This window comes from Pseudescherichia vulneris, assembly GCF_902164725.1.
Classification (GTDB): Bacteria; Pseudomonadota; Gammaproteobacteria; order Enterobacterales; family Enterobacteriaceae; genus Pseudescherichia; species Pseudescherichia vulneris.
Genome location: NZ_LR607338.1, coordinates 1,221,493 through 1,236,047 on the forward strand (window position 1 = coordinate 1,221,493; position 14,555 = coordinate 1,236,047).

Here is a 14,555-nt window from a genome sequence, read left to right on the forward strand (position 1 = left end):
CATGGTCAACGTGGCCGATAGTACCAACGTTAACGTGGGGTTTTGTACGTTCAAATTTTTCTTTAGACACGGCTATATTCCTTACTATAGTGCTCTCCCCTTCTGGAGAGAGCACGGGACTTAGGTTTTAACCCTGCGGCTTATTTACCACGGGCTTCAATTACGGCCTGAGCAACGTTGTTCGGCGCATCATCATACTTCAGGAATTCCATGGAGTAAGATGCACGACCTTTAGTCAGTGAACGCAGCTGAGTTGCATATCCGAACATTTCAGACAGCGGAACTTCAGCGTGGATCTGAACGCCAGTAGCGTTAGATTCCTGACCTTTCAGCTGACCACGACGACGGCTAAGGTCACCGATAACGTCACCGGTGTTCTCTTCCGGCGTCTCTACTTCAACCTTCATGATCGGCTCAAGCAGAACTGGTTTTGCTTTCTTAAAGCCATCTTTAAAGGCGATAGACGCAGCCAGTTTAAACGCCAGCTCAGAGGAGTCAACGTCATGGTAAGAACCGAAGTGCAGACGCACGCCCAGATCCACTACCGGGTAACCCGCCAGCGGGCCAGCTTTCAGCTGTTCCTGGATGCCTTTATCAACGGCAGGGATGTATTCGCCAGGAATTACACCACCCTTGATGTCGTTGATGAACTCGTAACCTTTCGGGTTAGAGCCCGGCTCCAGCGGGTACATGTCGATAACAACATGACCGTACTGACCACGACCACCAGACTGCTTGGCGTGTTTGCCTTCGATATCGGTAACTTTGGCGCGAATCGCTTCACGGTAAGCAACCTGAGGTTTACCGACGTTCGCTTCAACGTTGAATTCACGCTTCATACGGTCAACGATGATGTCGAGGTGCAGCTCACCCATGCCCGCGATGATAGTCTGGTTAGACTCTTCGTCAGTCCAAACGCGGAATGACGGGTCTTCTTTAGCCAGACGGCCCAGAGCCAGACCCATTTTTTCCTGGTCAGCTTTGGTTTTCGGCTCAACGGCGATGGAGATTACCGGCTCAGGGAATTCCATACGCTCCAGAATGATCGGGTGATCCGGGTTACACAGAGTGTCACCGGTGATCACGTCTTTCAGACCGATTGCTGCAGCGATGTCGCCCGCGCGAACTTCTTTGATCTCTTCACGTTTGTTAGCGTGCATCTGAACGATACGACCGAAACGCTCACGTGCAGATTTCACGGAGTTCAGTACGGTATCACCAGAGTTAACCACACCGGAGTACACACGGAAGAAGGTCAGGTTACCTACAAACGGGTCGGTAGCGATTTTGAACGCCAGAGCAGCGAACGGCTCTTCATCACTTGCGTGACGCTCAGCCGGGGTATCTTTACCGTCATCCAGCATGCCGTTGATCGCCGGTACATCTACCGGAGATGGCAGGTAATCAATTACCGCATCCAGCATTGCCTGAACACCTTTGTTCTTAAATGCAGAACCACAGGTTACCAGGATGATTTCGTTGTTCAGAACGCGCTGACGCAGAGCAGTTTTGATCTCTTCTTCAGTCAGTTCTTCACCGCCCAGGTATTTCTCCATCAGCTCTTCAGAAGCTTCAGCAGCGGATTCGATGAGGTTCTGGTGCCATTCTTCAGCCAGATCCTGCATGTCAGCCGGGATATCTTCGTATTCGAAGGTAACGCCCTGGTCGGCATCGTTCCAGTTGATGGCTTTCATTTTCACCAGGTCAACAACACCGGTGAAACCTTCTTCAGCACCAATCGCCAGCTGCAGCGGAACTGGGTTCGCGCCGAGACGGGATTTGATCTGACCAACAACTTTCAGGAAGTTCGCACCCATACGGTCCATTTTGTTAACGAACGCGATACGTGGAACTTTATATTTGTTTGCCTGACGCCATACGGTTTCAGACTGCGGCTGAACACCACCAACTGCGCAGTAAACCATTACCGCACCGTCAAGAACACGCATGGAACGTTCTACTTCGATGGTGAAGTCAACGTGGCCCGGGGTGTCGATGATGTTTACGCGATGCGGTTCATACTGCTTCGCCATACCAGACCAGAATGCAGTGGTCGCTGCGGAGGTGATGGTAATACCACGCTCCTGCTCCTGCTCCATCCAGTCCATAGTTGCCGCGCCGTCGTGTACTTCACCGATTTTGTGGTTTACACCGGTGTAGAACAGGATACGTTCGGTAGTAGTGGTTTTACCGGCGTCGATGTGCGCACTGATACCGATATTACGGTAGCGTGCAATGGGTGTTGTACGAGCCATTTGATTCCTCTATTGCCTTAGCGTTCATGTTATGTAGCCCAAAGCGGGCAGCTTACATAAAGCGCCCGCTTGGTGACTATTACTCCGAAGGGATTACCAACGGTAGTGGGCGAACGCTTTGTTGGCTTCTGCCATACGGTGAACGTCTTCACGTTTCTTAACTGCAGTACCTTTGTTGTCTGCAGCATCAGAAAGTTCGTTCGCCAGGCGCAGAGCCATGGATTTATCACCGCGTTTACGAGCAGCTTCAACGATCCAACGCATTGCCAGAGCATTACGACGAACCGGACGAACTTCAACTGGAACCTGATAAGTAGAACCACCAACGCGGCGAGACTTAACTTCTACAGTCGGGCGCACGTTGTCGAGAGCGACTTCGAAAGCTTCCAGTTCATTTTTACCAGAGCGCTGAGCCAGGGTCTCAAGAGCACTGTATACGATTGCTTCTGCAGTAGATTTTTTACCATCTACCATCAGGATATTTACAAATTTAGCCAGCAGTTCTGATCCGAACTTAGGATCCGGCAGGATTTTACGCTGACCAATGACGCGACGACGTGGCATGGAAATACTCCGTTGTTAATTCAGGATTGTCCAAAACTCAAAGAGTTTAGTTTGACATTAATTTAAAACGTTTGGCCTTACTTAACGGAGAACCATTAAGCCTTAGGACGCTTCACGCCGTACTTGGAGCGAGCCTGCTTACGGTCTTTAACGCCTGAGCAGTCAAGTGCACCACGAACGGTGTGGTAACGAACACCCGGAAGGTCTTTAACACGACCGCCACGGATCAGGATCACGGAGTGTTCCTGCAGGTTATGACCTTCACCACCGATGTAGGAGGTAACTTCGAAACCGTTAGTCAGACGCACACGGCAAACTTTACGCAGTGCGGAGTTTGGTTTCTTAGGAGTGGTGGTATATACGCGAGTACATACACCACGTTTCTGCGGGCAGGCTTCCAGTGCAGGCACGTTGCTTTTCGCAACTTTGCGTGCACGTGGTTTGCGTACCAGCTGGTTAACTGTTGCCATTAAATAGCTCCTGGTTTTAGCTTTTGCTTCGTAAACACGTAATAAAACGCCCTCATACAATATGAGGACGCGGAATTTTAGGGCTGTGCTCAAAAGGTGTCAAGAAATATACAGCAGATCTCACACTACCAGGCGATCTGGGCGGTGTGTTTTACCGTCAGGCTAACGAAATCAGTATAGCTAACCAGGACGATTTTGTTCGAAATTTGACCAGAAAGAGCGCGGGCATCAACGTCTTCCTGTAGAGCATGGACAGTTATGGGGGCAGCCAGCAGGAAATCAAGGTAGCGACCTCCCACAACCGCCGCCGTGATGCCATCAGAGAGCAGCAGCAGATCATCCCCCTCTTGCAACGTGCGCATCAGCGCGGCCATGTCGCACTGCCAGGGAGAGTGACGAAGAGTATGCAGCATAACAGCCTCAAAACGTCATAACGACGTCATAACGATGTAGACACTCGCGCAGCGCTTCGGGTTCCAGCGGCTGGGCGTCGAGAATAAAAGAATTTGAGGCGTTCAGTCCGCGTTCGCGCAGCGAGGCCGCGCACAGCCAGAGCTGTTCGATATCGTAGAGCGGCAACACCTTAAAGGTGGCGATATAGTCACGCGCAAGGATATCGCCAGGACGCTGGTTGGCCAGCAGCTGAAAAACGCCGTCGCCAAGGAAAAAGACGCCAATCTCCTCGGTCAGGGCCGACATTGCCAGTAGCGCATCCAGCCCTTCCCGTCCGGCAGACGAGCCGTGCGGTGCAGAGTTAAAAACAAAAGCCACGCTTTTCATCAGAACTGCACCACGCGATCGCAGGTTAACGCCGCTTCGGCCAGCGCACCTAAGCCGCTGAGGGAGAAACCCGGTTGAAGATTGGCACCGACCAGTCCAGCACGCTGCGCTTCGCCCTCATCGGTGATGCCACGCCGCAGGGCCGCCGCAACGCAGATATGCAGCTCAACCTGATGCTCAAGATGCAGCGCCTGCCAGGCCCGGACCAGATCGAACTCGTCGCTGGCCGGGGCGGTAAGCTGGTTAGCGTTATAGACCCCTTCCCGGTAGAAAAAGACGCTCACCAGCTCATGACCCGCCGCCAGCAGTGCCTGGGCAAACTGCCACGCGGTGCTGGCCTGCTGCGTACCATAGGCAGGCCCCGTCACCATTAAGGCAAAACGCATTACTTATCCTGCCCCTGGAAGTCGCCGCTTTTGAACTGGCGAATGTAGAGGTAGACCGTATGCTTGGAGATATTTAACCGATCGGCCACCTGGTTAATCGCATCTTTGATATCAAAAATGCCTTTTTCATAGAGGTTCAGCACAATCTGACGGTTCTTCGCGTTGTTCGACACGTTACGATCGGCGTTCACCTCTTCAATGGTGAACTCCAGGGTCTGCATCACCAGGTCGTCCACCGAAGAGGCAAAGTTCACGGCGGAGCCGACATCCGGCGTCTCCGGCGGAATAAAGGTGTTCATAATCTGCGAGAAGGGAACATCCAGGTTCATGTTAATGCACAGCAGGCCAATGACCCGGTGCTCGCGATTGCGGATAGCAATCGTGACGGACTTCATCAACACGCCGCTTTTGGCGCGGGTGAAGTAGCACTTCGAGACGCTGCTGTCTGCGCCCGTCATGTCGTGCAGCATGCGCAGGGCAAGATCGGTGATCGGCGAGCCAATCTTACGTCCGGTATGTTCACCGTTGGCGATACGAATGGCGGAGCATTTGAGATCCTGCAAGGAGTGCAAGACGATTTCACAGTGGGCACCAATGAGCATCGCTAACCCATCGACCACCGCTTCGTAGGATTTCAGGATATCGAAGTCGGTCTGATCAAAAGGCCGTTGATCCAGCAGATCAAGCTCGCTGGTTTCGTTGGTTAATAGCGACCTGGACATGAAAAAAAACACTCCTTTTCAGGAGCCTGTCGTTATGTTTTCAGGGCAGGCTCATCATTTACAGGGACATCTAAATTAATACAGCGGACATAGCGCTGCCAGTGTTAATTATACCTGCCCTGTCATAAAAAACCGCCGCCTGGTGAGGCGGCGGCTATCAGCGTATTACTTTTTATCCGCGGCGGCAGGTTGCTCTGCCGGTGCTGCCGCTTCCGGTTTCGGCTGCGCATCCGCTTTCGGTGCCGGTTTGATATCCAGCAGCTCTACGTCAAAGACCAGCGTAGAGTTAGCCGGGATACCCGGAACGCCGGTTTTACCGTAGGCCAGAGCCGGTGGGATCACCAGCTTGATTTTGCCGCCTTTCTTGATGTTTTTCAGGCCTTCGGTCCAGCCTGGGATCACACCATCGAGGCGGAAGGAGAGCGGTTCGCCACGGGTGTAGGAGTTATCAAACTCTTTACCGTCGATCAGCGTACCCTTGTAGTTAACAACCACGGTATCGCTATCTTTCGGTGCATCGCCGGTGCCCTCTTTCTCTACTTTGTAGAGCAGGCCGGTAGAGGAAGTTTTCACGTCCTTCTCTTTAGCAAAGGTGTCGCGGAAGGCTTTGCCTTTGGTTTCATTCTCAGCCGCGTCCTTCTCCATCTTCTCCTGAGCAGCACCCTTCACGCGTGCTTCAAACGCCTGCAGAGTCTGTTCGATCTCCTGGTCGGAGAGCTTGCTCTTGTTAGCAAAGGCGTCCTGAACGCCGGCGATCAGCTGAGCCTGGTCCAGCTTGATGCCCAGTTTTTCCTGTTCTTTCAGGGAGTTTTCCATATAACGACCCAGTGACGCGCCCAGCGCATAGGCTGATTTTTGGTCGTCGTTTTTGAATGCCGCTTTGCTGTCGGTGGTTGCCGGGGCTTTAGCCGGGGCCTCAGCAGCAAAAGAAAGAGGTGCATTCAGCGCAACGGCCATCGTGGTCGCCAGCAGCGTGACTTTAAACAGTGATTTCATCCATATCTCCAGGGCCGGGGGCATATTGCCCCAGGGTTTGCGTATTTGAAAAACGTACTATAAATCGTTGTGGGAGAAATCTATATAACGACATTCCCGATTGTTGCCTCTTTTGTGACTATTTTTGTTTAAATTAGTTTCTTAAGGATGTCAGGTGGGCTGCGCAGCCGCGTAAAGTTGCGTAGAATCCGGGCTAAAACAGATGAGGTGAAATATGCAGAATATGACGCTGGAAGCGCGACTGGCAGAGCTGGAGAGCCGTCTGGCTTTTCAGGAAATTACGATCGAGGAGCTTAACCAGACGGTCACCGCCCACGAGCTGGAGATGGCGAAGCTGCGGGACCTGATGCGCCTCGTTACCGAGAAGCTGAAAGCCAGCCAGCCTTCCCATATGGCCTCTCAGTCAGAAGAGACGCCACCGCCCCACTATTGAGGCGTAAAAAAAGCGGGGATCTCCCCGCTTTTTGAAAGACGAAGTCTATTAGTGGCAGCCGCAACCGCCGTTGCCACAACCGCCTTTACCATGACCGTGGTCATGATCGTGGCCGTGACCACCGCAGCAACCGTCGCCGTGTTCATGGTCGTGACCATGATCGTGACCATGCGGGCCGTGAACGTGGCCGTGGGCCAGCTCTTCTTCGGTCGCTTCACGAATGGCAACGACTTCAACGTTGAACTTCAGGTTCTGGCCAGCCAGCATGTGGTTACCGTCAACCACGACGTGGTCATCTTCCACTTCGGTGATCTCAACCGGTACCGGACCCTGGTCAGTTTCAGCCAGGAAGCGCATGCCTACCTGCAGTTCGTCAACGCCCATGAAGACGTCTTTCGGTACGCGCTGCACCAGGTTCTCGTCGTACTGACCGTAAGCGTCATTTGCGCCCACCGCCACGTCAAATTTGTCGCCAGGTTCGTGACCTTCCAGCGCGGACTCCAGACCAGAGATCAGGGAGCCGTGACCGTGCAGGTAGTCCAGCGGCGCACTTACCGGAGACTCATCAACCAACACACCGTCTTCTGTACGTACCTGATAGGCCAGGCTGACCACCAGGTCTTTTGCTACTTTCATGATATCTCCTGAGCGTGGGTAAATTGCTGGCGCAGATTGTAACGGAATTCTGCCCCTGTGTACCCTTAAGCTTAAAAAAAGCTAGGGCATATCGCTAGTCTGGATGAAAAATCCCGATCACTTGCTCTTCTTTGCGAACGTGCTCACGGGCCTCTTTATCCGCCTCGCGCATCTGGTGGCCGCACTTAACGCACTCAACAATATCGACATTATTTTCGCGCCACATCGCCAGCGTGTCTTGAGCCTGACAGGCTGGGCACTTGGCACCCGCGATAAAACGTTTACGTATTGCCATACTTTTTACCCTCTATTCAAACTCGTCCCAGCCATCCGGCTGTCGGCGCTCCTGCTGCATTTCACGCTGGAAAATCTCTTCCAGCTCGCGCCGCGCCTCCCGGACGCGGGAGATCTGCTGTGTATCAGTATGCACCACCGGCATCAGTTCGCGCAGCATCCGCATATCAAGACGACGAAAATGCAGCTGTGCCCGCTGCGCCTGGTGAGGATGCATACCCAGCGAGACCAGCGCCTTGCGTCCCAGCTCCAGCGCACTGGAGAAGGTCTCACGGGAGAACTGCGTCACGCCCGCCTGGAGCAGCTCGTGCGCCTCAAAACGTCCCCGTGCCCGAGCAAGAATGGCCAGGTGCGGGAAGTGCTGCTGGCAAATGGCGACCAGCTTCATGGTGTCTTCAGGCTCGTTGCAGGTAATGACGATCGATTCCGCCGCCTCCGCGCCTGCCGAGCGCAGCAGCTCGACCTGAGTCGCGTCGCCGTAGTAGACCTTATAGCCATATTTCCGCATCAGGTTTACCGCGCTGATATCGCGCTCCAGCACGGTGATGCGCATCTTGTTGGCCATCAGCAGGCGACCAATCACCTGGCCGAAGCGGCCAAAGCCGACGATGATCACCTGCGGCTTGTCATCTTCAACCCACTGGGCTTCCCCCTCCTCCTCCGAGCTATTGAAGCGCCGGGAGAGTCCCTTATCGATGCCTTTCATTAGTAGCGGCGTGGTCATCATCGACAGGGTGACCGTCACCAGCAGCAGTGCCATCTGATCGTTATGGAACAGTTTTTGCGAGGAGGCGGTAGAGAAGAGCACAAAGGCGAACTCGCCGCCCTGGCTGAGTACGCCGGCAAACTGCATCCGCTCCGAGCTTCGCAGGCCATAGAGGCGCGCCAGCAGATAGAGCACCGTGGTTTTTACCGCCACCAGAATGACGACTGCCGCGATAACCCACGGGAGATGGGTATAGAGCACGCCCAGGTTAAGCGCCATGCCTACTGAGATAAAGAATAGTCCCAGCAGCAGACCTTTGAACGGATCGATGGCCGATTCCAGCTCGTGGCGGTACTCGCTCTCGGCCAGCAGTACCCCGGCGATAAAGGTGCCGAGGGCCATCGACAGCCCCAGCGCGTCCATAAACAGCGCCGAGCCCAGCACCAGCAGCAGCGTGGCGGCGGTAAAGACTTCCCGTACGCCGGAGGCGGCAATAAAGCGGAACACCGGGCGCAGCAGATAGCGACCGCCCACCAGCATCCCGGCAAAGGCGATCACCTTCATGCCGATTTTCATCCAGTCGAAGTGGTCATCGCCGCTGCCCGCCAGCAGCGGCACCAGCGCCAGGGCCGGGATCACCGCCAGATCCTGGAACAGCAGCACTGAGAATCCCAGCTGTCCCGCCTCGCTGCGGTTCATTCCCTTGTCGCGCATCAGCTGGAGCGCCATCGCGGTAGAGGACATCGCGAGGCCAATGCCGCCAATCACCGCCGCCTGCCAGGCGAAGTCGGTCAGCATCAGCAGCCCGGCGAGGATCGCGGCGCTGAGCAGCACCTGCGCCGCCCCGACGCCAAAGATCGACTGCCGTAGCTGCCACAGCTTCGACGGGTTGAGCTCCAGGCCGATAATAAACATCAGAAACACGACGCCCATTTCAGAGAAGTGGAGGATCTCGTCAACGTCGCTGATAAATCCCAGCCCCCATGGGCCGATGGCAATGCCCGCCAGCAGATAGCCCAGCACTGCGCCAATGCCCAGCCGGGCGGCCAGCGGTACGGCGATTACGGCGGCAAACAAAAACAGTACGCCCGCCAGCAGCAGATCGGTTCCTTCCATTAGCGACCTCCCGTCGCGGTGGGTGATGCCAGCCAGTCGCCGTAGGCCTTAGCATGGCTTGCCAGTTCCTCTTTCGGCTGGCGACGCGCCCAGTAGACGATAAACGGCGTCATCCACTGCATGCGGCACATGGCTGCCGTCAACTCAAAGGGACGCAGGATATCGCTAAGGGGGTAGCGGTTGAGACCGTCGTAGCGATAGGCGCTCTCCGGCTCACCGGTGGTGATTACGCAGCGCCAGTGCTTGCCCGCCAGCTGGTTGCCTCCCGGTCCGCTGGCGAAGCCGCGGGTCAGAACGCGATCCAGCCACTCTTTGAGCAGCGCCGGACAGCTATAGGTGTAGAGGGGATACTGAAAGACGATGACGTCGTGCTCGCGCAGCAGCGCCTGCTCGCGAGGGATATCGATAAAAAAGTCTGGATAGTGCGCATAGAGATCGTGCACTGTCACATTGTCGAGTTGCATTGCCGGTTTAAGCAGTACCCGGTTAGCTACCGAGTCCTGTGATTCCGGATGGGCATACAGCAGCAGCACTTTGGCTGTCTGGGACATCGCTCCCCTCCCGGTTATGTTTTAATGATTTTGTGTATCGTTGTCGTTTCGGGCTACCATTGCGCCCTGGTGCGGCATTATAGGCGCACTCCACATTATCATAATGACAAATTAACATAGTCGGAACATACGGCGCTCTATGATTGTTTTCTCCTCACTACAAATTCGTCGCGGCGTGCGTGTCCTGCTGGATAACGCCACCGCCACCATCAATCCCGGCCAGAAAGTCGGGCTGGTGGGTAAAAACGGCTGCGGGAAATCTACCCTGCTGGCGCTGCTGAAAAATGAGCTTACCGCCGACGGCGGCAGCTTCACCTACCCTGCCAACTGGCAGCTGGCGTGGGTAAACCAGGAGACCCCGGCCCTCAGCGAGCCCGCCATTGACTATGTTATTGATGGCGATCGCGAGTATCGCCAGCTGGAGGCCCAGCTCAACGATGCCAACGAGCGCAACGACGGGCATGCCATTGCTACCGTGCACGGCAAGCTCGACGCCATCGACGCCTGGACCATCCGCTCCCGCGCCGCCAGCCTGCTGCACGGGCTGGGATTCTCTACCGAGCAGCTTGAACGCCCGGTAAGCGACTTCTCCGGTGGCTGGCGTATGCGTCTCAACCTTGCCCAGGCGCTGGTCTGCCGCTCGGATCTGCTCCTGCTTGATGAGCCCACTAACCACCTCGATCTCGATGCGGTGATCTGGCTGGAGCGCTGGTTGAAGAGCTATCAGGGTACGCTGATCCTCATCTCCCACGACCGTGACTTCCTCGATCCGGTGGTGGATAAAATCATCCATATCGAACAGCAGAGTATGTTCGAGTATACCGGCAACTACAGCTCGTTTGAGCGCCAGCGCGCAACCCGTCTGGCGCAGCAGCAGGCCACCTACGAGAGCCAGCAGCAGCGTGTGGCGCACCTGCAAAGCTTTATCGACCGCTTCAAAGCCAAGGCCAGCAAGGCCAAGCAGGCCCAGAGCCGGGTGAAGATGCTGGAGCGCATGGAGCTGATCGCCCCGGCGCATGTGGATAACCCCTTCCACTTTAGCTTCCGCGCGCCGGAGAGCCTGCCCAACCCGCTGCTGAAGATGGAGAAGGTCAGCGCGGGCTACGGCGATCGCACCATTCTTAACTCGATCAAGCTCAACCTTGTGCCGGGCTCGCGTATTGGTCTGCTCGGGCGTAACGGCGCGGGTAAATCGACGCTGATCAAGCTGCTGGCGGGCGAGCTTGCCCCTACCGGCGGTGATATTGGTCTTGCGAAAGGCATTAAGCTTGGCTACTTCGCCCAGCACCAGCTTGAGTTCCTGCGGGCGGACGAGTCACCGTTGCAGCATCTGGCGCGCCTTGCCCCCCAGGAAGCAGAGCAGAAGCTGCGGGATTATCTGGGCGGCTTCGATTTTCATGGCGATAAGGTCACAGAGAACACCCAGCGTTTTTCCGGCGGTGAAAAAGCCCGGCTGGTGCTGGCCCTGATCGTCTGGCAGCGCCCTAACCTGCTGCTGCTTGATGAGCCAACCAACCACCTGGATCTCGACATGCGCCAGGCCCTGACCGAAGCGCTGATCGAGTTTGAAGGCGCGCTGGTGGTGGTGTCGCACGATCGTCACCTGATCCGCTCCACCACCGACGATCTCTACCTGGTTCACGACGGCAAAGTCGAGTCGTTCGACGGCGATCTGGAGGATTATCAGCAGTGGCTGAGCGACGTGCAGAAACAGGAGAATCAGCCTGCCGAGGCGGCGAAGGAGAGCGGCAACAGCGCCCAGGCGCGTAAAGACCAGAAGCGCCGGGAAGCCGAGCTACGTACCCAGACCCAGCCGCTGCGCAAAGAGATCGCCCGTCTGGAGAAAGAGATGGAGAAACTCAACGCCCAGTTGGCGAAGGCCGAAGAGAAGCTTGGCGACAGCGGTCTGTACGATCAGAGCCGCAAGGCCGAGCTGACCGAGTGTCTGCAGGCCCAGGCGAGCGCGAAGTCGGGCCTGGAGGAGTGTGAGATGGCGTGGCTTGAGGCACAGGAGCAGCTTGAAGGCATGCTGCAAAGCGAGTAACGCCATGGACATCGTCAGCGACATCACCTTCCGCAAGCTAACCATCTTCATGACCTTTATGGAGAAGGGGAACATCGCCCGCACCGCCGAGGCGCTGGAGATCAGCGGCGTTAGCGTCCACCGGGCGCTGCACACCCTTGAGGAGAGCGTCCGCTGTCCGCTGTTTGTGCACAAGGGACGCAACCTGCTGGCGCTGCCTGCCGCCTGGACGCTGCTGGAGTATTGCCAGGAGGTGACGCAGCTGATGGCCCGCGGCCTTGAGGAGACGCGCAAAACGGCGGGCGTCGGCCAGGGTCGGCTGCGGGTGGGTACGCTCTACTCGCTCACTCTGGAGACGGTGCCACACCTGATCATGGGGATGAAGCTGCGGCGGCCGGAGCTGGAGATTAACCTGACGATGGGCTCCAACGACATGCTGCTGCAGAAGCTGGAGGACGGCGAACTGGATGCGATCCTCATTTCGCTCTCTGACAACCAGGTGGATCTGGCCCAGTTCGAAGTACTGCCCCTGTTTCACGATGACATCTTTCTTGCCGCACCGGCCTCCGCTACGCTGAATACCGGCGAGCTGGCGGATCTACGCGACTACCGTCAGCAGAAGTTTGTCTCGCTGGCGGAGGGGTTTGCGACCTACGCCGGGTTCCAGGAAGCGTTTCACATCGCTGGCTTTGAGCCAGAGATCGTGACCCGCGTGAATGATATCTTCTCGATGCTTAGCCTGGTGCAGGCCGGAGTAGGCTTTACCCTGATGCCGGGGCGGATGAAAAAGGTCTATGAGAGCTCGCTACAGCTGCTGAAGCTAGCAGAGCCGTACCAGATGCAGCAGCAGATTGGCATTGTCTTTGCCCGCAGCCGTGAGCACGATCCCAACCTGCTGGCGCTGGCCGCCGAAGGGCGCATGTACGCCCGCAGCCTGGAACAGAACGTTACGCCCTGAGACGCTTTGCCAAATGGGCGACAACGTCTACTCCGCTGCGTTCAAGAGAGACTGTCTCCCCTTCCCACGCGGCCTGACGGGTTAAGCAGGTCAGAATGCCGCCTGGCGGCATCTCAATAGCCAGCCGCGCCTCGCGCTCGTTGGCGGCAACCATTGCTTCCTGCCAACGCACCGTCCGCGCCATGTTCATCGCCAGATCGTCTGCAATGCGCTCGGGCTGCCACAGCACGCGGGCGGTACTGCCGCTAAGATAGGCGCAGTGGGGACGAGAGAGCGTCACCCCGGCAAAAGCCTGCGCCAGCTTCTGCGCGGGCGCATTCAGCAGCGCGCAGTGCGACGGAACGCTCACCGCCAGACGCTGGGCTTTCGTTGCTCCCTTCGCCCGCGCCTGCTGTGCTACCTGGGCCATCTCCTCATCGCGCCCGGCGATAACGATCTGCGTCTCGGCATTGAGATTGGCAATGTAGGTGCCGCTGCCGTTAACCAGCGCCTCCACCTGCGTCAGGGTCAGGCCCATAATCGCCGTCAGGCCGTAGCCGTGCGGGTAGGCTTGCTCCATCAGATCGCCGCGCAGTGCCACGAGGGTTAACGCATCCTTGAAATCCAGCGCCCCGGCGACGACTGCCGCTGGATAGGCACCAATTGATAATCCACTGACCAGATCCGGCTCAATGCCGCGGCGCTGCATCTCGCGAGCCCAGGCGACGCCGGCGATCAGCAGGGAGAGCTGCACCGCGCGGGTATGCTTTAGCGCCTCAGGGCTATCGAGGGTGTCGGCCTCTGCGCCCAATACTTCACGCGCCTCGGCCATCTCGTGACCGGGCAGGTTTTGCAGCATATCGGGACGCTGGGTCCCCTGTCCGGGAAAGGTAAACAGAATTTTCATTAATCCTCCCTGTGCCAGGGATCGCTGACCAGGCGCGGGCCCCGGCTGGTTTTAAGCAAGACGCGCCCGTCGCGCAGCCACTCGTTGAGGGCAAAGCCGCCGAGCGGGGTATCGACCTGGGTGTCTACCCGACACAGCGCATCGGTCAACGGCGTCTGCCAGCGGAGCAGTAGCTCGCGAGAGATTGGCTGTGGGGCGCGGATCAGCAGGTCAAGGTCACTGCTGGCGTGGATCACCGGGATACCGGTGGCCAGTGCATAACCGCTGCTGCCGGTGATGCCCCAGACCCACGGCCACGCCTGCTGGGCAAGCTGTAACGCCACCTGCACCGGCGGCTGGGAGACAAACGGCGAGCGCAGCAGATCGTTACTGACTACCAGCTGCTCGGGGGAGACCACGCGCACCACCTGCGTCACGTCGGTCCAGCCTGCCGCACGCTGGTCGCGACGGATACCGCGCACCCCAACCGGGATGCGCTCCCCGTCCATGTCACGCCGCACCACCACCGGTAATCCTGGGTGCCATACCGTCTCCACCCAGGGCTCATCAACCCCATCGAGCGCGTCGCGGTTTGTCAGCCAGATAAGATCGTGGGGGCGCAGCGTAGTCATGGTTACATTCCTGAGGTCAGCGAGATAAACAGCGGCAGCGACAGGATACACAGGATCGAGCTCAGCAGCAGTACCGCTTCCGCATCTGGCGACTGTACGCCAAAGCGGTTACCGAATACCACGCCGAAGAAGCCAGCAGAGAGCGCGATCATCAGGATGGCGGTGATC

19 protein-coding genes are annotated in these 14,555 nt (G+C 57.0%); 3 read left to right on the forward strand and 16 right to left on the reverse strand.

What is annotated here, in order from left to right; all coding sequences use genetic code 11:
* The 9 genes from FN633_RS18470 to fkpA form a co-directional block, all read right to left on the reverse strand.
* Nucleotides 1-70 (reverse strand): elongation factor Tu (locus FN633_RS18470; protein ID WP_004749062.1); only part of this gene is annotated, 70 nt, incomplete at its 3' end.
* 70 nt (nt 71-140) lie between these two features.
* The gene (gene fusA / locus FN633_RS04995) at nt 141-2,255 is read right to left on the reverse strand and encodes an elongation factor G (protein ID WP_154056954.1); all 2,115 of its coding nucleotides are present in this window, start codon (nt 2,253-2,255) and stop codon (nt 141-143) included.
* 93 nt (nt 2,256-2,348) lie between these two features.
* A complete protein-coding gene (rpsG, locus tag FN633_RS05000) occupies nt 2,349-2,819 on the reverse strand; it encodes a 30S ribosomal protein S7 (RefSeq protein WP_004106370.1) in 471 nt (156 codons plus the stop codon).
* 95 nt (nt 2,820-2,914) lie between these two features.
* A complete protein-coding gene (gene rpsL, locus FN633_RS05005) occupies nt 2,915-3,289 on the reverse strand; it encodes a 30S ribosomal protein S12 (protein ID WP_000246815.1) in 375 nt (124 codons plus the stop codon).
* Nucleotides 3,290-3,414: 125 nt separating this feature from the next.
* Entirely contained in the window at nt 3,415-3,702 is a 288-nt protein-coding gene (tusB, locus tag FN633_RS05010; protein ID WP_154056955.1) for a sulfurtransferase complex subunit TusB, read from the reverse strand.
* 7 nt (nt 3,703-3,709) lie between these two features.
* Nucleotides 3,710-4,069 carry a sulfurtransferase complex subunit TusC gene (tusC, locus tag FN633_RS05015; RefSeq protein WP_042393035.1) on the reverse strand — a complete coding sequence of 120 codons (360 nt, stop codon included), beginning with the start codon at nt 4,067-4,069 and terminating at the stop codon, nt 3,710-3,712.
* Complete coding sequence (gene tusD, locus FN633_RS05020; protein ID WP_154056956.1) at nt 4,069-4,455, reverse strand: sulfurtransferase complex subunit TusD; 387 nt, start codon at nt 4,453-4,455, stop codon at nt 4,069-4,071. The genes tusC and tusD overlap by 1 nt, the downstream gene beginning before the upstream one ends.
* Nucleotides 4,455-5,177, reverse strand: a complete 723-nt coding sequence (locus FN633_RS05025) for a helix-turn-helix transcriptional regulator (protein WP_042393043.1) — start codon at nt 5,175-5,177, stop codon at nt 4,455-4,457. Before FN633_RS05025 ends, tusD begins: the two co-directional genes overlap by 1 nt.
* Before the next feature lie 165 nt (nt 5,178-5,342).
* On the reverse strand, nt 5,343-6,173 hold the full coding sequence (fkpA, locus tag FN633_RS05030) for an FKBP-type peptidyl-prolyl cis-trans isomerase (protein ID WP_154056957.1): 831 nt from the start codon (nt 6,171-6,173) through the stop codon (nt 5,343-5,345).
* 214 nt (nt 6,174-6,387) lie between these two features.
* Between fkpA and FN633_RS05035 the strand changes: the two genes are divergently transcribed.
* On the forward strand, nt 6,388-6,606 hold the full coding sequence (locus tag FN633_RS05035; protein ID WP_042393046.1) for a protein SlyX: 219 nt from the start codon (nt 6,388-6,390) through the stop codon (nt 6,604-6,606).
* A 48-nt stretch (nt 6,607-6,654) separates the two neighbouring features.
* On the opposite strand, the gene slyD is transcribed toward FN633_RS05035, so the two are convergent.
* The 4 genes from slyD to kefG all read right to left on the reverse strand — a co-directional run bounded on the left by slyD (nt 6,655) and on the right by kefG (nt 9,909).
* Entirely contained in the window at nt 6,655-7,242 is a 588-nt protein-coding gene (gene slyD / locus FN633_RS05040; protein WP_042393048.1) for a peptidylprolyl isomerase, read from the reverse strand.
* A 94-nt stretch (nt 7,243-7,336) separates the two neighbouring features.
* A complete protein-coding gene (locus FN633_RS05045) occupies nt 7,337-7,537 on the reverse strand; it encodes a YheV family putative zinc ribbon protein (protein WP_042393050.1) in 201 nt (66 codons plus the stop codon).
* A 12-nt stretch (nt 7,538-7,549) separates the two neighbouring features.
* Nucleotides 7,550-9,358, reverse strand: a complete 1,809-nt coding sequence (gene kefB, locus FN633_RS05050) for a glutathione-regulated potassium-efflux system protein KefB (protein ID WP_154056958.1) — start codon at nt 9,356-9,358, stop codon at nt 7,550-7,552.
* Nucleotides 9,358-9,909, reverse strand: a complete 552-nt coding sequence (gene kefG, locus FN633_RS05055; RefSeq protein ID WP_154056959.1) for a glutathione-regulated potassium-efflux system ancillary protein KefG — start codon at nt 9,907-9,909, stop codon at nt 9,358-9,360. The genes kefB and kefG overlap by 1 nt, the downstream gene beginning before the upstream one ends.
* A 139-nt stretch (nt 9,910-10,048) precedes the next feature.
* Here kefG and FN633_RS05060 point away from each other — a divergent pair, with 139 nt between their 5' ends.
* Complete coding sequence (locus tag FN633_RS05060) at nt 10,049-11,953, forward strand: ABC transporter ATP-binding protein (RefSeq protein ID WP_154056960.1); 1,905 nt, start codon at nt 10,049-10,051, stop codon at nt 11,951-11,953.
* Nucleotides 11,954-11,957: 4 nt separating this feature from the next.
* Complete coding sequence (locus FN633_RS05065) at nt 11,958-12,890, forward strand: LysR family transcriptional regulator (RefSeq protein WP_154058836.1); 933 nt, start codon at nt 11,958-11,960, stop codon at nt 12,888-12,890.
* Here the strand turns inward: FN633_RS05065 and mdcH are convergent.
* The 3 genes from mdcH to FN633_RS05080 all read right to left on the reverse strand — a co-directional run.
* Nucleotides 12,880-13,776 (reverse strand): malonate decarboxylase subunit epsilon, encoded by an 897-nt coding sequence (gene mdcH, locus FN633_RS05070; RefSeq protein ID WP_154056961.1) that lies wholly within the window; start codon nt 13,774-13,776, stop codon nt 12,880-12,882. The genes FN633_RS05065 and mdcH overlap by 11 nt on opposite strands.
* Nucleotides 13,776-14,387 (reverse strand): malonate decarboxylase holo-ACP synthase, encoded by a 612-nt coding sequence (locus FN633_RS05075; protein WP_154056962.1) that lies wholly within the window; start codon nt 14,385-14,387, stop codon nt 13,776-13,778. The genes mdcH and FN633_RS05075 overlap by 1 nt, the downstream gene beginning before the upstream one ends.
* Before the next feature lie 2 nt (nt 14,388-14,389).
* Nucleotides 14,390-14,555 (reverse strand): AEC family transporter (locus tag FN633_RS05080; protein WP_341805724.1); only part of this gene is annotated, 166 nt, incomplete at its 5' end.